Origin of the sequence: Streptomyces tatrensis, from assembly GCF_049310065.1 — a bacterium.
Classification (GTDB): Bacteria; Actinomycetota; Actinomycetes; order Streptomycetales; family Streptomycetaceae; genus Streptomyces.
Window position 1 is genome coordinate 2,756,110 of sequence record NZ_JBMDLB010000011.1, and the last position, 18,800, is coordinate 2,774,909.

Genomic DNA, 18,800 nt, shown 5'->3' on the forward strand with positions numbered 1-18,800 from the left:
ACGCCATGAACAACAATTCAACGGGCCGCAATCCAGTCGGCGGGCACGTGCCCGTCGCGGGCGGGCTCGCCTCGGTCGGGCTGGCGTACGCCCGCGAGATGGGCGCCGAGGCCGTCCAGGTCTTCGTCGCCAATCCGCGCGGCTGGGCCACCCCGGTCGGCAATCCGGCGCAGGACGAGCTGTTCCGCGAGGCCTGCGGGGCCGAGGGGATCCCGGCCTACGTCCACGCCCCGTACCTGATCAACTTCGGCTCCCACACCGAGGCGACCGCCCTGAAGTCCGTGGAATCACTGCGGCACTCGCTGCGCCGGGCCCGTGCGATCGGCGCGCTGGGGGTGGTCGTGCACACCGGCTCGGCGACCGGCGGGCGACCGCGCGAGGCGGCGTACGCGCAGATCAGGGAGCACATGCTGCCGCTGCTGGACGAGCTGACGCACGACGACGACCCCTTCCTGCTGCTGGAGTCCACGGCCGGGCAGGGTTCCTCGCTGTGTTCGACCGCCGAGGAGTTCGGCCCGTACTTCGACGCCCTCGACCGCCATTCGATGCTCGGGATCTGCCTCGACACCTGCCACATCTTCGCGGCCGGGCACGATCTGGCGGAGCCGGGCGGGACGAAGCAGACCCTTGACCTGCTGGTGGACACGGTGGGCGAGGGCCGGCTGAAGCTGGTGCACGCCAACGACTCCAAGGAGGGCGTGGGCGCCCACAAGGACCGGCACGAGAACATCGGGCAGGGCCACATCGGCCGGGACGCCTTCGCCGAACTGTTCACGCATCCGGCGATGGAGGGCGTACCGCTGATCACCGAGACACCGGGCGGCAAGGAAGGGCACGCGGCGGACGTGGCGCTGCTGAAGGAGCTCCGCGCGCTCGGCTGACCTGTTGAGGAATACCCCTGGGGGGTATACGGTTCTGTCATATCGACCGACAGAGCCGCTATCCGGCGTTCCTCGCCAGGGGGTTGTCATGGAACACGCGCACGAGCAGCAGCACGGAGACCAGCACGACCACGGTCACAACCACAGCCACGGCCACAGCCACAGCCACAGCCACGACGACGCTCACGGCCACGGCCACACCGCCGCCGGGGGCGGGAAGGTCACCTGGGCCGCCGCCGCACAGGCCACCCTCCACTGCCTCACCGGGTGCGCCATCGGCGAGGTGCTCGGCATGGTCATCGGCACCGCGCTCGGCTGGGGGAACGCCCCGACCATGACCCTCGCGATCGCCCTCGCGTTCTTCTTCGGCTACGCGTTCACCCTGCGCGGGATCCGCGCCGCAGGCCTGGACTTCCGTACGGCCATCCGGGTGGCGTTGGCGGCGGACACCCTTTCGATCGCCGTCATGGAAGTGATCGACAACGGGGTGATCCTGCTCTGGCCCGGAGCCATGGACGCGATGCTGTCGGACGCGCTGTTCTGGACGGCGCTCGCGATCGCCTTCGCGGTGGCCTTCGTCGTCACGACGCCGGTCAACAAGTGGATGATCGGCCGCGGCAAGGGCCACGCCGTGGTCCACCAGTACCACCACTGAGCCACCGAACCGATGAGCTACAGCTCGGGACCGTCCCCCGGCTCCTCCTGGTACGAGTAGCGCTGCTCACGCCAGGGGTCGCCGATGTTGTGGTAGCCGCGCTCCTCCCAGAAGCCGCGGCGGTCGGCGGTCATGTACTCGATGCCGCGGACCCACTTGGGGCCCTTCCACGCGTAGAGGTGCGGCACGACCAGCCGGAGCGGGAAACCGTGCTCCGCGGTGAGGAGTTCACCGCCCTGGTGGGTGGCGAAGACGGCCCGCTCGGAGGCGAAGTCCGCGAGGCGCATGTTGGAGCTGAAGCCGTACTCGGCCCACACCATCACGTGCGTGACCTGCGGGGACGGCGGAGCGAGGGCGAGGAGCGTGCGGGCGAGCACGCCGCCCCATTCGGCACCGGTCATGCTGAACTTCGTCACGCAGTGCAGGTCCGCCTCGACGGAGTCGAACGGCAGGGCCGCGAACTCCTCGTGGTTCCAGCAGTGCTTCTCACCGTCGGCCGTCGCGCCGAAGACGCGGAACTCCCAGCGCTCGGGCTTGAACTTGGGTACCGGCCCGTAGTGGGTGACCGGCCAGCCTCGCTGCAACCGCTGCCCCGGGGGAAGCTCCAGTTGCTCTGATCCCGGAGATTCCCGGCTTTCCGGCTGACCCATGTCTCCATGGTGACAGACTTGGCGGGGTGGTCATGACCAGCTTCGCCCGGATTTCGGGCAAGTCGCGGTAACTCCCACTAAGGAGGCACTTACTGGACGGCCTCCTGCGGCGGTGCAAGGATGCGCGCACCTGCCCCGTCACATTGCTGTGACATTGCTTTGGAAGGAGCCTCTGCGATGCAGGGCGACCCCGAGGTCCTTGAATTCCTGAACGAGCAGCTGACCGGCGAGCTCACGGCGATCAACCAGTACTGGCTCCACTACCGGATCCAGGACAACAAGGGTTGGACGAAGCTCGCCAAGTACACGCGCGAAGAGTCCATCGATGAGATGAAGCACGCGGACAAGATCACCGAGCGCATCCTGATGCTCGACGGTCTGCCGAACTACCAGCGCCTCTTCCACGTCCGCGTGGGCCAGACGCTGACGGAGATGTTCCAGGCCGACCGGCAGGTCGAGGTCGAGGCGATCGACCGCCTCAAGCGCGGCATCGAGGTCATGCGCGGCAAGGGTGACGTCACCTCGGCGCGGCTCTTCGAGGAGATCCTGGAGGACGAGGAGCACCACATCGACTACCTCGACACCCAGCTGGAGCTCATCGAGTCCATCGGCGAGGCGCTCTACATCGCGCAGCTCATCGAGCAGCCGAGCTAGTCCGTACCGGCCTGGTCCTTTGGGAGGCGTCCTACGCGGCTTCGGCGAGCTCCGCGCCCGCGGGTACCAGCGGGTCCGCGGCGAGCACGGCGGCGGCGTCGCCCTTCTCCAGCAGCTCACGGCGCGGGCAGGCCCCGCGGCCGAGGAGGCCCTGGATGGTCCGTACACAGGACCCGCAGTCGGTGCCGGCCTTCGTGGCCGAGGCGATCTGGCGGGGGGTGCAGGCCCCGGCGGCCGCGTGGTCCTTGACCTGCTTGTCGGTGATCCCGAAACAAGAGCAGACGTACACGCGGTTCACCTCCCTGGCAGGAATGGTTCGGCGAGCCATCCCCTATTCGGTGAGGCTTACCTAACCATACCCAAACTTAGGGTTCCCTAAAAGAGCCGGGAACGACGATGGGGCGCGGATCACATTCGATCCGCGCCCCATCGTCATGAGGTGCTCACACTGCGCCTACGCCTACTGGTCGCGGTACATCTCGGCGACGAGGAAGGCCAGGTCCAGGGACTGGCTGCGGTTCAGGCGCGGGTCACAGGCCGTCTCGTAGCGCTGGTGCAGGTCGTCGACGAAGATCTCGTCGCCGCCGCCCACGCACTCGGTGACATCGTCACCGGTGAGCTCGACGTGGATGCCGCCCGGGTGGGTGCCGAGGCCCTTGTGGACCTCGAAGAAGCCCTTGACCTCGTCGAGCACGTCGTCGAAACGGCGCGTCTTGTGGCCGGAGGCCGCCTCGAAGGTGTTGCCGTGCATCGGGTCGGTGACCCAGGCGACGGTCGCACCGGAAGCGGTGACCTTCTCGACGAGCTCGGGGAGCTTGTCGCGGACCTTGTCGGCGCCCATGCGCACGACGAAGGTCAGCCGGCCCGGCTCGCGCTCGGGGTCGAGGCGGTCGATGTAGGTGAGCGCCTCGTCCACCGTGGTGGTGGGGCCGAGCTTGATGCCGATCGGGTTGGCGATCTGCGAGCAGAACTCGATGTGCGCGTGGTCCAGCTGGCGGGTGCGCTCACCGATCCAGACCATGTGGCCGGAGGTGTCGTACAGCTTGCCGGTGCGCGAGTCCGTACGGGTGAGGGCGCCCTCGTAGTCGAGGAGCAGCGCCTCGTGGGAGGCGTAGAACTCGACGGCCTTGAACTCCGCCGGGTCGGTGCCACAGGCCTTCATGAAGTTCAGCGCGTTGTCGATCTCCCGCGCGAGCTGCTCGTAGCGCTGCCCGGACGGGGAGTTCTTCACGAAGTCCTGGTTCCAGGCGTGCACCTGGCGCAGGTCGGCGTAACCGCCGGTGGTGAAGGCGCGCACCAGGTTCAGCGTGGAGGCCGAGGCGTGGTACATGCGCTTGAGGCGCTCGGGGTCCGGGACGCGGGAGGCCTCGGTGAAGGCGAAGCCGTTCACGGAGTCGCCGCGGTAGGTCGGCAGGGTGATGCCGTCGCGGGTCTCGGTGTCCTTGGAGCGGGGCTTGGAGTACTGGCCCGCGATGCGGCCGACCTTGACGACCGGCACGGAGGCCGCGTACGTCAGGACGGCACTCATCTGGAGCAGCGTCTTGAGCTTGGCGCGGATGTGGTCGGCGGAGACGGCATCGAAGGCCTCGGCACAGTCGCCACCCTGCAGCAGGAACGCCTCGCCCTTGGCGACGGCTCCCAGACGGGCGCGCAGCTGGTCGCATTCGCCCGCGAAAACGAGGGGGGGATACGACTCGAGGTCCGCGACGACAGCGCGCAGGGCCTCGGCATCGGGGTACGAAGGCTGCTGCGCCGCGGGAAGGTCTCGCCAGGTCGCCTTGGAGGCGGGGGCTTGGGTTTCTGCGTTCACGGTCACCCCACACACATTACGGCGTCACACCGCGCCTCCCGGTCGCCGACCACTACGTGAGACGGATGTCTCTCCCTGTGTTACTCACCCGTTTACCAGCCCTGGCCGGACCGGTGGGCTAGGGTTCTCGACATGTACGCGCACTCGAACCAGAACTGGTGGTGGCCCGCTCCCGGCGGCCCACTTCTCGCGCGTACCTGAAGACACGAGCGAAACGAAGGCCGCCCCGAGGGGCGGCCTTCCGCGTTCTGTGAGTCAACACAGCCGCTGGAACACCGGCCGTCCCTCCCTCCGAATACCGGATAGGACGCCCACTCCATGCACGCGCACCCGCATTCGCACACGCACCCGCTCCTTGGCCGTCTGCTCGACGACGCCTGCCCGCCCTTCGCACTGCTGCGCCGCCGCACGCCCGGCCGCGACCACGACACCGTCGAGCTGCTGATCGGCCCGGTCCACGAGGCCGAGCACCTGGCCGACCTGCCCGTCGGCGAGCGTCCCGCCCTGGCGCTCGTCCCCTTCCGGCAGATGCTGGAGCGCGGGTTCGACGTGCGCGACGACGGCACGCCGCTGAGCGTGCTGGTCGCCGACGAGGCGTACGAGATCCCGCTCGCGGAGGCGCTGGCCGCGCTGCCGGCCCACGAGGTACGGGTCGACGACGGCGGCTTCGACGTCCCCGACGCCGAGTACGCGGACACCGTCCGGCGGGTCATCGAGGACGAGATCGGCCGGGGCGAGGGCGCGAACTTCGTCATCCGGCGCACCTACGAGGGCCGGATCGAGGGCTTCGGCCGCGCCGACGCCCTGGCGCTGTTCCGGCGGTTGCTGGAGGGCGAGCGGGGCGCGTACTGGACGTACGTGGTCCACACCGGGGACCGCACCCTCGTCGGGGCCAGTCCCGAGGTGCACGTGCGGATGTCCGGGGGCACGGTCGTGATGAACCCGATCAGCGGTACGTACCGCTATCCGGCCGGGGGGCCGACGGCCGACTCCCTCCTCACCTTCCTCGGCGACCGCAAGGAGACCGAGGAGCTGTCCATGGTGGTGGACGAGGAGCTCAAGATGATGTGCACGGTCGGGGACATGGGCGGGGTGGTCGTCGGTCCCCGGCTCAAGGAGATGGCGCACCTCGCGCACACCGAGTACGAACTGCGCGGCCGCTCCTCGCTGGACGTCCGCGAGGTCCTGAAGGAGACGATGTTCGCGGCGACGGTGACCGGATCGCCGGTGCAGAACGCCTGCCGGGTCATCGAGCGGTACGAGACGGGCGGCCGCGGCTACTACGCGGGCGCGCTGGCCCTGCTGGGCCTGGACGCCTCGGGCGCCCAGACCCTCGACTCCCCCATCCTCATCCGCACGGCGGACATCGCCCCGGACGGCGCGCTGCGGGTGCCCGTCGGGGCCACCCTCGTACGGCACTCGGACCCGGCGGGCGAGGTGGCGGAGACGCACGCGAAGGCGGCCGGGGTGCTGGCTGCGCTGGGCGTGCGCCCGGCGGCGGTGCGGCCCTCCTTCAGCGGGCCGCGGCTGGCCGACGACCCCCGGGTGCAGGCGGCCCTGGCGGCGCGCCGCGAGGACCTGGCGCCGTTCTGGCTGCGGATGCAGGAGCGGCCGGCGCAGGTGACGGGCCACGCGCTGGTGGTCGACGGGGAGGACACCTTCACCTCGATGCTGGGGCACGTGCTGCGGGTGGCCGGGCTGGAGGTGACCGTACGCCGCTACGACGATCCGGGGCTGCGGGCGGCCGCCCTGGCCTGGGACGGGCCGATCGTGCTCGGCCCCGGCCCGGGCGACCCGGGGGACTTCGACGACCCGAAGATCCGGGCGATGCGCGAGCTGACGGCGGAGCTCCTGACCTCGCACCGCGGCGGGCTGCTCGGGGTCTGCCTCAGCCACCAGCTGCTCGCCGCCGAGCTGGGGCTCCCGCTGGTCCGCAAGGCGGAGCCGGCGCAGGGGGCGCAGACGCGGATCCCGCTGTTCGGGGCCGAGGAGGTCGTCGGCTTCTACAACACGTACGCGGCGCACTGCTCCGCGGAGCGGGAGCGGTCCCTGGCCCTGCGGGGCATCGAGGTCTCCCGGGACCTCGCGACGGGTGAGGTCCACGCGCTGCGCTCCGCCTCCGGCGGCTTCGCGGGGGTCCAGTTCCACCCGGAGTCGGTCCTGACCCTGCGGGGTGCGGAGGTCGTCCGCGACCTGATCGCCGCCCTCCGCGCCCCGGCTCCGGCATAGCCACCGGGGGCGGCGGGGCGCTGCGCGGGCTGAGGTCCCCTACCCGCCCTTCGCCCGTTCCCTGGGGCTCCGCCCCAGACCCCGCGCCTCAAACGCCGGCGAGGCTGGATGTGGCCGACGTGGGCTGGATTGTGCCGCGCAGCGGCACACCCAGCCCGTCCGGCGTTTGAGGACCGGGTCCGGGCAGAGCCCGGGGAACGGTGGAAGGGCGGGTAGGGGACCCCGCCCCGCAGGGCCCACTCACCCGCACCCGCCCACCGGACCCCACGCCGCGACGGCAGGGGCGGCAACCCCGCCCGGCCACCGCCGGACGGAGTCCGGCGCAGCGCCGCGAAGCCGGTAAGGCCCGCCAGGGCCGCACCGCGCGAGCGGCGCGTCAAGAAGGAGAGAGGGTGTTCTCCGAGCGGCGGCCCGCCAGGTAGTCCGCGACGTTGGCGACCGTGGTGTCGATGATCTGGCCCACCGCGTCGCGGGTGTAGTACGCCTGGTGGGAGGTGACGACCACGTTCGGGAAGGTGACCAGCCGGGCCAGGGTGTCGTCCTCGACGACCACCAGGGACTTGTCCAGGAAGAAGAGCCCGGCCTCCGCCTCGTACACGTCGAGGCCCACCCCCGCGAAGCGCCCGGACCGCAGCTCCGTGACCAGCGCGTCCGTGTTCACCAGGCCGCCGCGGCTGGAGTTCACCAGGATCGCGTCGTCCTTCATCATCTTCAGCGCCTCGGCGCCGATGATGTGGTGCGTGGACTCCAGCAGCGGAACGTGCAGGCTGATCAGGTCCGAGGACGCGAACAGCTCCTCCTTGTCCACGTACTTCATGCCCAGCTCCACGCACGCCGGGTTCTGCGCCACGTCCCAGCCCAGCAGGTTCATGCCGAACCCGTGCGCGATCCGGGTGAACGCCTCGCCGATCTTGCCGGTGCCGAGCACGCCGACCGTACGGCCGCGCATGTCCCGGCCCATCAGGCCGTTCAGCCGGAAGTCGAAGTCTCGCGTCCGGTTCGAGGCGCGGACGATCCGCCGGTTCACCGCCATGGCCAGGGTCCACGCGAATTCGGCCACCGAGTACGGGGAGTAGTACGACACCCGGCTGACGGTCAGGCCGAGCTGCCGCGCGACGTCCAGGTCGATGTTGTTGAAGCCGGTCGAGCGCTGGGCGATCATCTTCGTCCCGCCCGCCGCCAGGGTCCGCAGCACCCTGCCGTTCAGGTCGGCGTTGACGCTCGACGACACGATCTCGTACCCGGCCGCGATGGGGGCGGTGTCCTCGCTCAGGAAGACGTCCAGGCAGCGCACCTCGTGCTGTCCCGCGAAGGCCTTCTCGATGAGCGGCTTCTCGTCTCCCTGCACCCCGAATGCCAGGATTTCCACGTTCGCTCCCGTACTGCGCAAAAGAATCGGACCATGGGTCGTTTGTCACCTTACGACCCACGGTCCGCGCCCGCGCTGCGGCTCAGCCGAAGAACACTCCGGCCTCCTTGTACAGCGCCGGGTCCACCGTCTTCAGCTTCGCCGTCGCCTCGGCGATCGGCACCCGCACGATGTCCGTCCCCTTCAGCGCGACCATCTTCCCGAAGTCCCCGTCGCGCACCGCGTCGATCGCGTGCAGTCCGAAGCGGGTGGCCAGCCACCGGTCGAACGCGCTCGGCGTGCCGCCCCGCTGGACGTGTCCGAGCACGGTCGTACGGGCCTCCTTGCCGGTCCGCGCCTCGATCTCCTTGGCCAGCCACTCGCCCACGCCCGACAGCCGCACGTGCCCGAAGGAGTCCTTCGTCCCGTCCTTCAGCACCATGTCGCCGTCCTTGGGCATCGCGCCCTCGGCCACGCACACGATCGGCGCGTAGCTCGCCTTGAACCGGGAGCTCACCCAGGCGCAGACCTGGTCCACGTCGAAGCGCTGCTCCGGGATGAGGATGACGTTGGCGCCGCCCGCCAGCCCCGAGTGCAGGGCGATCCAGCCGGCGTGCCGGCCCATCACCTCGACGACCAGCACCCGCATGTGCGATTCGGCGGTGGTGTGCAGGCGGTCGATGGCCTCGGTGGCGATGCCGACGGCGGTGTCGAAGCCGAAGGTGTAGTCGGTGGCCGACAGGTCGTTGTCGATGGTCTTCGGGACCCCGACGCACGGGATGCCGTACTCCTCGTAGAGCTTCGCGGCCACGCCCAAGGTGTCCTCGCCGCCGATCGCGACGAGGGCGTCGACCTCGTACTTGGCGAGGTTCTCCTTGATCTGGCGGACGCCGTCGTCCAGTTTGAACGGGTTGGTGCGCGAGGAGCCGAGGATGGTCCCGCCGCGCGGCAGGATCCCGCGGACGGCGGGGATGTCGAGGGGGACGGTGCGGCCTTCGACCGCGCCGCGCCAGCCGTCCCGGAAACCGACGAAATCGTAGGCGTACTCCTGCACGCCCTTGCGCACGACACTGCGGATCACCGCGTTGAGCCCGGGGCAGTCGCCGCCGCCCGTCAGCACTCCGACCTTCATGGAATTTCCCTTCGCCACAGGGCCCGCTGAGGCCGCGGGGCCCGCATGACGGTCACGCTAGTGGTGACTCAGGTCACAGCAAGATGCCGGGAAGGGTCAATTCCGGGGGAATTGCGGGGCGTTGCGTACGCCCGTTCACTCGTACGAGCGGTTGCCTCGCCCCCTGCCCGCCCTACGCGTCGTCGAGGCCCCGCTCTATCGCGTACCGGACGAGCTCCACCCGGTTGTGCAACTGGAGCTTGCCCAGGGTGTTCTGCACGTGGTTCTGCACGGTGCGGTGGGAGATGACCAGCCGCTCCGCGATCTGCTTGTACGAGAGCCCCTTGGCCACCAGCCGCAGCACCTCGGTCTCCCGGTCGGTGAGCTGCGGGGCCTTCGGCTCGTCGGAGGCGGCCGGCGCCGGGTCGGTGGCGAGGCGCCGGTACTCGCCGAGGACCAGGCCGGCCAGGCCCGGGGTGAAGACGGGGTCGCCGGCCGCCGTGCGGCGCACGGCGTCGATGAGCTCCTGGGCGCCCGCGGACTTCAGCAGGTAGCCGGTCGCGCCGGACTTCACCGCTTCCAGGACGTCTGCGTGCTCGCCGCTGGCGGACAGCACGAGGACCCGCAGCGCCGGGTTGGCGCCGACCAGCTCCTTGCAGACCTGGACCCCGGGCATGCCGGGCAGGTTGAGGTCGAGGACCAGGACGTGCGGGGCGGCCGCGCGGGCCCGGCGCACGGCCTCGGGTCCGTCTCCGGCGGTGGCCACCAGGTCGAAGCCGGCGGCGGACAGGTCGCGGGCGACCGCGTCCCGCCACATCGGATGGTCGTCCACGACCATGACCTTGATGCCGGCCAGGCCGTTCTGCCCGCCCGGACCGCCGGGACCGTGCTGCCCGTGCTGCCCGTGCTGCCCGCTCGACTCGCTCGACTCGTTCACTGCGTGCTCCCCCTCGGTACTTTCAGTTCCACTTCGGTGCCCTGCCCCGGGACGGACACCAGCTCGGCGCTGCCGCCGAGGTCGCGGAGCCGGCCCCGGATGGACAGGGCCACTCCCATCCGGCCCTCGTCCTCCGCCTGGTCCAGACGGCCGGCCGGGATGCCCGGGCCGTCGTCCCGGACGGTCACGATCACCTCGTCGCCCCAGTCCTCGACCAGGATCCAGGCGCTGGCCCCCTCGCCCGCGTGCTTGCGCACGTTGTCGAGGGCGGCCCCGACCGCCGCGGCCAGCTCCCGCGCCGCGGGCACCGGCAACGGCACCGGGGTGCCCGGTTCGGCGAAGCTCACCCGCGAGCCCGCGTGCGGGGCGAGCAGGGTCCGCAGATCCAGCTCGCCCTCGTCGGCGCCGGGTTCCTCCACCTCGAAGGAGGCCACGATCGCGCCGAGCGCCTCGTCGCGGGAGATCCGTGAGGGTCGGGCCAGTCCGCTGGAGACCAGGGTGCGCAGCGCGACCTCCTGCTCCCCCGCCATCCGGCCCAGTTCGGCGGCCTCCCCGCCCAGTTCGGTGCCGCGCCGCTGGACCATCGCGAGGACCTGGAGGACCCCGTCGTGGATGTCGCGGGCGAGGCGTTCGCGTTCGCGGGTGGCGGCCTCGATCTCCAGGGCGCGGGCCAGGGTGGCCTCACTGGCCCGGGCGACCTCGACGACGTAGCCGATGGCGATGGAGGCCACCCAGACCAGGAGGACGTTGTGCAGGGTGTCCCGGGTGGGCTCGCCGCGCTGGACCAGGTTGGCGGCGGCGACGAAGCTGGAGGCGAAACAGGCCCAGCGCCAGCCGCCCTTGAGGGCGAAGGCGAGGACGGAGCCCGCGGTCCATATCGAGGGGATGGTGGGTCCCCCGTCCGCGATCCGCGCATGGGTGTCCGCGAGCGGCGTGAGCAGGATCCCGACGCAGGCGACGGTGAGGTCGGCGCCCAGGAACCGCTTGGTGCAGCTGGCGGCGTTCGCCACCTTGGGGAGGGTGACCAGGGTCCAGCCCGCGAGGAAGGCGAGGTAGGAGGCCGCGATCCAGGGGCGGTCGAACCCCTTGTAGGCGGACGCGAACAGCAGCGCCGCGTAGACCATGGTGAGCAGCCGGTAGGCCGTCAGGGCACGCCACAGCGGCTGCTCGACCGACATGCGTACGACGCGCTCGCGCTTCGCCATCTCCCCCACCCCGTACGGGCGGTCCCGCCCGTGTGCTGCTACTTGTCGCTGTCCGCGGCGGCCGGGTCGGCCTTCGCGGTGCTTTCGGCGCCGTCCGCCTTCTCTGCCTTCTCGCTCTTGGCGGCGGCCTTCTCCGCGTCGGCGATCTGGCGCTTGGCGGCCGTCGCGTAGATGTCGACGTACTCCTGGCCGGAGAGCTTCATGATCTCGTACATGACCTCGTCGGTCACCGAGCGGAGGATGAAGCGGTCCCCGTCCATGCCGTGGTAGCGGCTGAAGTCCAGCGGCTTGCCGATCCGGATGCCCGGGCGCATCAGCTTGGGCACCACCTTGCCGGGCGGCTGGATCTTCTCCGTGTCGATCATCGCGACGGGGATCACGGGCGCGCCGGTGGCCAGCGCCACCCGGGCCAGACCGCCGGGCTTGCCGCGGTACAGCCGGCCGTCGGGTGAACGCGTCCCCTCGGGGTAAATACCGAACAGCTCTCCGCGCTCGATGACGTCGATGCCGCTCTTGATGGCGGCCTCGCCGGCCCCGCGCGCACCGGAACGGTCCACCGGGAGCTGGCCGACGCCCTTGAAGAAGGCGGCCGTCAGCTTGCCCTTGACGCCCGGGGAGGTGAAGTACTCCGCCTTCGCGATGAAGGTCACCTTGCGGTCCAGCACGGCCGGGAGGAAGAAGGAGTCGGAGAAGGACAGGTGGTTGCTCGCGAGGATCGCCGGCCCCTCTGCGGGAATGTTCTCGAGGCCCTCCACCCACGGCCTGAAGGCGAGCTTCAGGGAACCGCCGATGGAGAACTTCATTGCGCCGTAGATCAACTCGAAAGCCTTCCTGTGTCTGTCGAACAGACCTTATCCCCTGGTCGTCCCCGGAGCCGTCCGACGACCCTGGTCGGTGCCACCCCCGTCGCGTACGGTGAAGTCACACAGCGCTACGCACCCCCCGCCCCCCTCGAAGGAGACCCTGGTGCCCGTCCTCCCTGGAGCCGAGCCGTTCCGCCACGAGGGCGGAAAGGTCGGCGTCCTCCTCTGCCACGGCTTCACCGGTTCCCCCCAGTCGATGCGGCCCTGGGCCGACCATCTGGCCGCGCAGGGACTGACGGTGTCGCTGCCCCTGCTCCCCGGGCACGGGACGCGCTGGCAGGACATGCAGCTCACCGGCTGGCAGGACTGGTACGCCGAGGTGGACCGCGCGCTGCGGGAGCTGCTCGACAGCTGCGACCAGGTGTTCGTCTTCGGGCTGTCGATGGGCGGCGCGCTGACGCTGCGGCTGGCCGCGAAGCACGGGGACAGCATCAGCGGCATCGTCCTCGTCAACCCGGTCAACAAGATCCACGACCCGCTGGCCGTGGCCCTGCCGGTGGTCAAGCACTTCATCCGCTCCACGCCGGGCATCGCGAGCGACATCGCCAAGCCGGGCGCGGACGAGGTCGGCTACGACCGGGTCCCGACCCGGGCCGCGCACTCGCTGCGGAAGTTCCTGCAGATGCTGGACACCGAACTGCCGCAGGTGACACAGCCGCTGCTGCTGCTGCACAGCCCGCAGGACCACGTGGTGCGGCCGACGGACTCGACGCGGATCCTGGCGCGGGTGTCCTCCACGGACGTCACCGAGACGCTGCTGGAACAGAGTTACCACGTCGCGACGTTGGACCATGACGCGGAGCGGATCTTCGCGGACAGCTACGCGTTCGTCGGGCGGCTGTCGGAGAGCTTGGGCAGGGAGGGGGCGGCCAGCGGTGGCTGAGCACGAGGAGTCCTCCGGGGGTGTTCCCCCGCTGGACGAGGAAGCGGCGTGGGCGGCGATCGTGGCCGGCTACGGCCAGGAGCCCGCGGATCCGCCGGGCGCGAGACCGTTCCGGCCGATCGAGAACCTCCTCCTGCCGGAGGAGGACGTGAAACCGGCCGGTCCGGCGCCTTCGGCCGATCCGGCGAACCCGGCCACCCCTGAACCGCCGTCGGCGGCCCTGGGCAGCTCGGTGGTGTTCGCCCCGGGCGTGGGTGGCGCGGTCGGGCCGGGTCCACGGGACCACTCCCTGGCCGACCCCGACGATTCCCCCGAGACCGCGAAGGACGAGGGGCACTTCGTCCCCCCGGAGCCCGAGCTGCCGGAGGCGGACGCGACGTCGAAGTTCGCCTGGCTGGCGGTGGTGGGCGGACCGGTCCTGCTGCTCCTGGCGGTGCTGCTCCAGTGGGAGATGACCTGGTGGCTGACGACGCTGGGCGTCGGCGGCTTCCTCGGCGGCTTCGCCACGCTGGTCGCGCGGATGTCCACGGGCGAGGACGAGGACGACGACCCCGGTCGGGGCGCGGTCGTTTGATCTTTTGACGCGCCGCTCGCACCACTCGGCCCTGGCGGGCCTCCTGGGCTTCGCGCCGCTGCGCCGGACTCCGTCCGGCCGTGGCGGGTCGGCGCGCTCTCCCCTGCCGCCGGGGGCGGGGGCTGGTGGGCGGGTGCGGGTGGCCGGGCCCTGCGGGGCGGAGCTCCCCTACCCGCCCTTCCACCGTTCCCCGGGCGCTGCCCGGACCCCGGTCCTCAAACGCCGGACGGGCTGAAAGCAGGGGTACCGGGCTCCGCCCGACCCCCTGGGGCTCCGCCCCGGACCCCTGGGGCTCCGCCCCGGACCCCGCGCCTCAAACGCCGGCGGGGCTGGATTTGGCCGGCGTCAGCGTGCATGTGCTCGTAGGCGCGCTGGATTGCCCGAAGGGCAGTTCCGCCCCAGCCAGCCAAGCCCCACCAGGCAAATCCAGCCCCTCCGGCGTTTGAGGAGCGGGGGTCCGGGGGCTGGCCCCCGGACCCCCGCCGCACGCGGCAACGGGTCCGGGCGCAGCCCGGGGAACGGGCGAAGGGCGGGTAGGGGACCTCGCCCCGCAGGGCCCGGCCACCCGCACCCGCCCATCGGCCCCGCCCCAGACGGCAGGGGCGGGCACGCCGACCAGCCGCCGGACGGAGTCCGGCGCAGCGCGGCGAAGCCCAGGAGGCCCGCCAGGGCCGAGTGGTGCGAGCAGCGCGTCAAGAAGGTGCCCGGCGCAGCGGCGCGAAGCCCGCGGAGCGGTGCGAGGGGTGCGTCAAAAAGGCAGTCGCAGCGCGGCCAGGACCGGGAGGTGGTCCGTCGCGCGGGCGAGGTCCACCGGGGTGACTCCGGGCAGGCCCTCGGGGACACCGCAGGCCAGCACCTCCACCCCCGCACTGGCGAAGACCGCATCGATCCGGCGCGGCACCGCCGACCGCACCCACGTGTGCTCCCCACCCCACGGCGCCACCACCCGGCAGTCCTGCAGCGCCCCCGCCAGCCGGCGGAAGGCCGCCCCCGACGGGCCCTCGTTGATGTCCCCCGCCGCGATCGCGTACGGCACGTCCATCCCCGCGAGCCGCTCCAGCAGCAGCTCCGACTGGGCCAGCCGTTCGGGCCCGTCCAGCGACAGGTGCGCGCTCAGCACGCCGACCCTGACCCCGCCAAGCCGTACGACCGCCGTGGCGAAACCCCGCCGGTGGCGGCCCGGGGTCAACGGCAGCAGTATGTCCTCGGTCCGCTCCACGGAGGCCCGTAGGGAACACAGGAGCAGCGGTCCCGCCGCCGTCGCGCCGCCCGACAGGACCACCAGGTCGCACTTCGCGGCCAGCCGCGCCGCGTGCTTGCGCCACCGGAAGAACCGCGGCGCCTCCTGCACGCACACCAGGTCGGGCGCGCACGCGCGGATCACCCGGGCCAGCGCGTCCTCGTCGTCGCGCAGTGAGCGGACGTTGTAGGAGAGCACCCGGATCACGGCGGAACCATCGGCTTCGGTACGGGAGTTCGGCAGCTCGGTGAGTTCCATACCCGGCAACATAACGAGACTGCCCGCCGCACCCCAGGGGGCGCGGCGGGCAGTCCGCCGATACGGGTTGCAGCTGGGCGGGCGGTCTCAGCCCTGGCGGGCCAGGTCCGCCGCGCCGACCAGACCGGCCTTGCCGCCGAGCTGCGCCGCGAGCACCTGCGCGTGCGGACGCCACGCGCCGCCGATCAGCCAGCGCTTGAAGGACTTGCGGATCGGGTCGAGGACCAGGTCGCCCTCGTCCGAGACGCCGCCGCCGACGATGAACGCCGACGGGTCGAAGAGCGAGGCCAGGTCCGCGAGGCCGGCGCCCGCCCAACGGGCCAGCTCGCGGAAGGAATCGATGGCCACCAGGTCGCCGGCCCGGGCCGCCTCGCTGATGTGCTTGCCCTCGATGCCGTCGGGGGTGCCGTCGCCGAGCGCGAGCAGGGCCTTGGCGTTCTCGGGGGTGGCGTTGGCGCGCTGCTTGGCGTACCGGACGAGCGCGCGCCCGGAGGCGTACTGCTCCCAGCAGCCCTGGCTGCCGCAGCCGCACAGCAGGCCGTCCGGGACGACCCGGATGTGGCCGAACTCGGCGGCCACGCCGAAGCGTCCGCGCCGGAGCTTGTTGCCGATGATGATGCCGCCGCCCAGGCCCGTGCCGAGCGTGATGCAGATGACGTCCTCGTGGCCCTGGCCGGCGCCGAAGCGGTACTCGCCCCAGGCGGCGCAGTTGGCGTCGTTCTCGACGACCACGGGCAGGCCGATGCGCTGCTCGACCTTGTCCTTCAGCGGCTCGTGCCGCCAGTTGATGTTCGGCGCGAAGAGTACGGTCGCGCGCTTGTCGTCGACGTATCCGGCGGCGCCGATGCCGACCGCGTCGATGGTGTGGCTGGCGCTGACCTCGGAAACGGCGGCGCAGATCGCGTCCGTCACTCCGTCCGGGGTCGGCGGGGTGGGCACCTTGTACGTCTCAAGGATGGTGCCGTCTTCGTCGACCACGCCGGCCGCGATCTTCGTGCCGCCGATGTCGACGCCGATGGTGAGTCCCATTAGTCCCTCGGTTTCCGGTCAAACCCCGCCGCTGTCAACCGTACCCGAGGGAGGCGGAGGTTCAGTCGAGATCGATCCGCTCGGTGGGGCCGTCATTGCCCTCGTCACGGGGGTCCTTCGCGTTCCCGGCGGCGTTTTCGGCGGTCCCGGCGGTCCCGCTCCCCCGTCCGGGGGCCGGCTCGTCGCGCGTCCAGCGGCGTTCGTGGCCCTCGACCGCGGAGCGGTAGGCCGCGAGCAGCTCCGAGCCGGCCGCCGCGAGGTGGTCGAAGACCTCGGGGTTGCGCTCGACGACGGGCTTGGCAGCGCTCTTCGCCTGGTTGACGAACTGTCGTACGGCGCCCTGCGCGGCGACCCCGAACAGCGGGTTGTTCAGCGCGGAGACCTTGTCGGACACCTTGTCGGCGACGGCCTCGAAGAGCTTGAACAGCTCCTCGGCGGCGGTCCCGGCGGTGGCACCCGCGGAGGCGCCCTGCTCGGACCTGCGGCGCTCCCGTTCGGCGGCGAGGTCCTCGGCGCAGGCCTCGGCCCAGGCGTCGTCCCCGGCGGAGGGATCGGTGGGGCGGTTGGTGGCCTCGCTCATGGCGGACTCTCCTGCGGCGGCGGCTGGACGTGCGGTACGGACTCCTGCACGGTGCGGACTCCTGCTCCCTCCGACGTTACCCGAACGGCGGTACGCCCCCCAGGCCCGCAGGCCCTGCGGCCCTGCTGCGGCCCGTCCTCTACGCCTTCCCGCCGCCGCGGGGCCACAGGTCCGGGTCCGGGGTGAAGCGGATGCGGAGCTCGCCTTCGGCGAGGGCGGCCCCGGAGACGGTGCAGCGGCGCAGCGCGGCGGGCAGGGGAACGATCCTGCGGTACGGGCCCACCGTGAGCAGCAGCTCGTCCCCGCGCCGGACCAGGCCGAGCTCGCGCTTCTCGGCGCCGGGCAGCGGGACCCGCCAGAGCAGCACCCCGTCCTCCGCGATCCGGTCCTCGACGGCCCAGGCGGGGCGGGGCGCGATCGCCGGAGCGGGGGCCGGAGCCAGCTCCGCCAGGTCCTCGGGGCCGTGCGGGTCCCGGCCCAGGTGGGGTACGGGGAGCACCGGAAGGCTCTGGTCTCCGGCCCACTGGGCGGCGTACTTCTCCTGCTGGGCGGCGAGTCCCGCCAGCCACGGGTCGGTGGATCCGGCGGGCAGCATCCGGTTGGCGACGAGCGCCGAGACGGGCAGCCGGTACAGGGCGAGCCCGAGCCTGCCCAGGCGCAGCGCGGCGTCGGCGGCGGGCCCCGGCTCGGCGACGAGCCGTACGGAGGTGGTGGGGGCCTCCAGGACGTCCTGGACGGCCGCCAGGTCCTCGTCCCAGCGGGCGGCGGCCTCGTACAGCCACTGCGCGGGCATCGGGACGCCGGCGAGCTGGGCCAGTACGGGGCGCAGGGCGCGGGCCGCCTGGCGCTCCGCGGGGAGCAGCCGGGCGAGGTAGCGGCGGAGCTGGGCGGGGAGGGCGAGGGTGGTGATCGCCTGGTGCAGCGGGGGCAGGTCGACCACCACGAGGTCGGTGCCGGGCTCGTCCGCGGCCCGCCGCAGGGCGCGGAGCAGGGCGAACTGCTCGGCGCCGGGCAGCTCGGTGATCTCGTCGGCGTGCAGGGGGCGGGCGCCGAGCATTCCGAGGACCGCGGAGCCGCGCTCCTGGAGCGAGACGAACTCGTCCCGGAACTCCTCGCCGGAGTCGACGCGGGCCACCCTGAGCGTGCCTTCCGGGGTCACGGGCGGTTCGCCGGGGCCGGAGCAGAGCAGGAGGACCCGGTGGCCCTGCCGTGCGGCGGCGAGTGCGGTGGCCGCCGCGACGGTGCTGCGGCCGGCGCCGCCGGGGCCGGTGACGAGAAGGGTGTGCATGCTGCTCCTAGCTCCGCGTGGGCCTGGCCCCCGATCCCCGGCGGGGCCGGCCGTTGGCCCCCGCCAGCCTGCCACGCCCCCGAAGCCCACCCGGTCCCCGGGACCGGCCGCACGCGCGCAGCCCCGGCTGCGGACGTTCCGCTGCGCGGGGCGAAGTCCCCTACCCGCCCTTCGCCCGTTCCCCGGGCTCTGCCCGGACCCCGGTCCTCAAACGCCGGACGGGCTGCAAGGCGGGGGTCCCGGGCTGCGCCCGGACCCCCCTGGGGCTCCGCCCCAGACCCCGCTCCTCAAACGCCGGAGGGGCTGGATTTTGGCCGGCGCAGGATTGGACGTGTGCGCAGCACAGCTTGCGCAGCACGTGTGCGCGGCACGGCATGAGCGGCACTCGGGCCGAAGCCCGCGGAGCGCAGCTCACCGTGCGCTGGACTGCCCGGAGGCAGCCATATCCAGCCTCGCCGGCGTTTGAGGCGCGGGGGTCCGGGGGCCGGCCCCCGGCAACGGCGCCGCCGCACGCGGCAACGGGTCCGGGCGCAGCCCCGGGGAACGGGCGAAGGGCGGGTAGGGGAACTCGCCCCGCAGGGCACAGCCCGCCGCACCCGCCCACC

18 protein-coding genes are annotated in these 18,800 nt (G+C 72.0%); 6 read left to right on the top strand and 12 right to left on the bottom strand.

Annotated features, from left to right (window positions below):
- The first annotated feature begins 5 nt into the window (after positions 1-5).
- Together ACODT5_RS28195 and ACODT5_RS28200 are read left to right on the top strand one after the other, a co-directional pair.
- Entirely contained in the window at positions 6-881 is an 876-nt protein-coding gene (locus tag ACODT5_RS28195) for a deoxyribonuclease IV (protein ID WP_422521994.1), read from the top strand.
- Between the two features lie 88 nt (positions 882-969).
- Positions 970-1,536 carry a DUF4396 domain-containing protein gene (locus tag ACODT5_RS28200; RefSeq protein ID WP_422521995.1) on the top strand — a complete coding sequence of 189 codons (567 nt, stop codon included), beginning with the start codon at positions 970-972 and terminating at the stop codon, positions 1,534-1,536.
- A gap of 17 nt (positions 1,537-1,553) precedes the next feature.
- Here ACODT5_RS28200 and ACODT5_RS28205 read toward each other — a convergent pair whose 3' ends face one another.
- Positions 1,554-2,186 carry a sulfite oxidase-like oxidoreductase gene (locus ACODT5_RS28205; RefSeq protein ID WP_422521996.1) on the bottom strand — a complete coding sequence of 211 codons (633 nt, stop codon included), beginning with the start codon at positions 2,184-2,186 and terminating at the stop codon, positions 1,554-1,556.
- A gap of 177 nt (positions 2,187-2,363) precedes the next feature.
- On the opposite strand from ACODT5_RS28205, the gene bfr reads away from it, so the two are divergent.
- Positions 2,364-2,840, top strand: coding sequence for a bacterioferritin (gene bfr / locus ACODT5_RS28210; protein ID WP_112446344.1), 477 nt, complete (start codon positions 2,364-2,366; stop codon positions 2,838-2,840).
- Between the two features lie 31 nt (positions 2,841-2,871).
- Here the strand turns inward: bfr and ACODT5_RS28215 are convergent, their stop codons facing one another.
- On the bottom strand, positions 2,872-3,138 hold the full coding sequence (locus tag ACODT5_RS28215) for a (2Fe-2S)-binding protein (protein WP_266877117.1): 267 nt from the start codon (positions 3,136-3,138) through the stop codon (positions 2,872-2,874).
- A 162-nt stretch (positions 3,139-3,300) separates the two neighbouring features.
- A complete protein-coding gene (locus ACODT5_RS28220; protein ID WP_385384057.1) occupies positions 3,301-4,665 on the bottom strand; it encodes a class II 3-deoxy-7-phosphoheptulonate synthase in 1,365 nt (454 codons plus the stop codon).
- A gap of 303 nt (positions 4,666-4,968) precedes the next feature.
- Between ACODT5_RS28220 and ACODT5_RS28225 the strand changes: the two genes are divergently transcribed.
- Complete coding sequence (locus ACODT5_RS28225; RefSeq protein ID WP_422521997.1) at positions 4,969-6,879, top strand: anthranilate synthase family protein; 1,911 nt, start codon at positions 4,969-4,971, stop codon at positions 6,877-6,879.
- A gap of 376 nt (positions 6,880-7,255) precedes the next feature.
- On the opposite strand, the gene ACODT5_RS28230 is transcribed toward ACODT5_RS28225, so the two are convergent.
- The 5 genes from ACODT5_RS28230 to ACODT5_RS28250 form a co-directional block, all read right to left on the bottom strand.
- A complete protein-coding gene (locus tag ACODT5_RS28230; RefSeq protein WP_422521998.1) occupies positions 7,256-8,248 on the bottom strand; it encodes a 2-hydroxyacid dehydrogenase in 993 nt (330 codons plus the stop codon).
- Positions 8,249-8,330: 82 nt separating this feature from the next.
- The gene (locus ACODT5_RS28235; protein ID WP_385384066.1) at positions 8,331-9,359 is read right to left on the bottom strand and encodes a 6-phosphofructokinase; all 1,029 of its coding nucleotides are present in this window, start codon (positions 9,357-9,359) and stop codon (positions 8,331-8,333) included.
- A 172-nt stretch (positions 9,360-9,531) separates the two neighbouring features.
- Positions 9,532-10,176, bottom strand: coding sequence for a response regulator (locus tag ACODT5_RS28240; protein ID WP_266913160.1), 645 nt, complete (start codon positions 10,174-10,176; stop codon positions 9,532-9,534).
- 95 nt (positions 10,177-10,271) lie between these two features.
- Positions 10,272-11,480, bottom strand: coding sequence for a MacS family sensor histidine kinase (gene macS, locus ACODT5_RS28245; protein WP_422521999.1), 1,209 nt, complete (start codon positions 11,478-11,480; stop codon positions 10,272-10,274).
- Between the two features lie 38 nt (positions 11,481-11,518).
- Positions 11,519-12,283: a lysophospholipid acyltransferase family protein gene (locus ACODT5_RS28250; RefSeq protein ID WP_422525061.1), complete on the bottom strand. Its 765-nt coding sequence runs from the start codon at positions 12,281-12,283 to the stop codon at positions 11,519-11,521.
- A 163-nt stretch (positions 12,284-12,446) separates the two neighbouring features.
- On the opposite strand from ACODT5_RS28250, the gene ACODT5_RS28255 reads away from it, so the two are divergent.
- Together ACODT5_RS28255 and ACODT5_RS28260 are read left to right on the top strand one after the other, a co-directional pair.
- Entirely contained in the window at positions 12,447-13,226 is a 780-nt protein-coding gene (locus ACODT5_RS28255; protein ID WP_422522000.1) for an alpha/beta hydrolase, read from the top strand.
- Entirely contained in the window at positions 13,219-13,800 is a 582-nt protein-coding gene (locus tag ACODT5_RS28260) for a hypothetical protein (protein WP_422522001.1), read from the top strand. Before ACODT5_RS28255 ends, ACODT5_RS28260 begins: the two co-directional genes overlap by 8 nt.
- Before the next feature lie 748 nt (positions 13,801-14,548).
- On the opposite strand, the gene ACODT5_RS28265 is transcribed toward ACODT5_RS28260, so the two are convergent.
- The 4 genes from ACODT5_RS28265 to ACODT5_RS28280 all read right to left on the bottom strand — a co-directional run bounded on the left by ACODT5_RS28265 (position 14,549) and on the right by ACODT5_RS28280 (position 18,195).
- Positions 14,549-15,298, bottom strand: a complete 750-nt coding sequence (locus ACODT5_RS28265) for an endonuclease/exonuclease/phosphatase family protein (RefSeq protein WP_422522002.1) — start codon at positions 15,296-15,298, stop codon at positions 14,549-14,551.
- An 87-nt stretch (positions 15,299-15,385) separates the two neighbouring features.
- Positions 15,386-16,327: an ROK family glucokinase gene (locus ACODT5_RS28270; RefSeq protein WP_250743712.1), complete on the bottom strand. Its 942-nt coding sequence runs from the start codon at positions 16,325-16,327 to the stop codon at positions 15,386-15,388.
- A 61-nt stretch (positions 16,328-16,388) separates the two neighbouring features.
- The gene (locus tag ACODT5_RS28275) at positions 16,389-16,907 is read right to left on the bottom strand and encodes a DUF5304 domain-containing protein (protein WP_422522003.1); all 519 of its coding nucleotides are present in this window, start codon (positions 16,905-16,907) and stop codon (positions 16,389-16,391) included.
- A 139-nt stretch (positions 16,908-17,046) separates the two neighbouring features.
- Positions 17,047-18,195: an ArsA family ATPase gene (locus ACODT5_RS28280; RefSeq protein ID WP_422522004.1), complete on the bottom strand. Its 1,149-nt coding sequence runs from the start codon at positions 18,193-18,195 to the stop codon at positions 17,047-17,049.
- Positions 18,196-18,800: the final 605 nt, after the last annotated feature.

Bases quoted from the DNA above. Each gene is read 5' to 3' on its own strand.
- ACODT5_RS28195 (WP_422521994.1), top strand. From the start codon at position 6: ATGAACAACAATTCAACGGGCCGCAATCCAGTCGGCGGGCACGTGCCC.
- ACODT5_RS28200 (WP_422521995.1), top strand. From the start codon at position 970: ATGGAACACGCGCACGAGCAGCAGCACGGAGACCAGCACGACCACGGT.
- ACODT5_RS28205 (WP_422521996.1), bottom strand. From the start codon at position 2,186: ATGGGTCAGCCGGAAAGCCGGGAATCTCCGGGATCAGAGCAACTGGAG.
- bfr (WP_112446344.1), top strand. From the start codon at position 2,364: ATGCAGGGCGACCCCGAGGTCCTTGAATTCCTGAACGAGCAGCTGACC.
- ACODT5_RS28225 (WP_422521997.1), top strand. From the start codon at position 4,969: ATGCACGCGCACCCGCATTCGCACACGCACCCGCTCCTTGGCCGTCTG.
- ACODT5_RS28235 (WP_385384066.1), bottom strand. From the start codon at position 9,359: ATGAAGGTCGGAGTGCTGACGGGCGGCGGCGACTGCCCCGGGCTCAAC.
- ACODT5_RS28240 (WP_266913160.1), bottom strand. From the start codon at position 10,176: ATGGTCGTGGACGACCATCCGATGTGGCGGGACGCGGTCGCCCGCGAC.
- macS (WP_422521999.1), bottom strand. From the start codon at position 11,480: ATGGCGAAGCGCGAGCGCGTCGTACGCATGTCGGTCGAGCAGCCGCTG.
- ACODT5_RS28250 (WP_422525061.1), bottom strand. From the start codon at position 12,283: ATGAAGTTCTCCATCGGCGGTTCCCTGAAGCTCGCCTTCAGGCCGTGG.
- ACODT5_RS28265 (WP_422522002.1), bottom strand. From the start codon at position 15,298: ATGGAACTCACCGAGCTGCCGAACTCCCGTACCGAAGCCGATGGTTCC.
- ACODT5_RS28270 (WP_250743712.1), bottom strand. From the start codon at position 16,327: ATGGGACTCACCATCGGCGTCGACATCGGCGGCACGAAGATCGCGGCC.
- ACODT5_RS28275 (WP_422522003.1), bottom strand. From the start codon at position 16,907: ATGAGCGAGGCCACCAACCGCCCCACCGATCCCTCCGCCGGGGACGAC.
- ACODT5_RS28280 (WP_422522004.1), bottom strand. From the start codon at position 18,195: ATGCACACCCTTCTCGTCACCGGCCCCGGCGGCGCCGGCCGCAGCACC.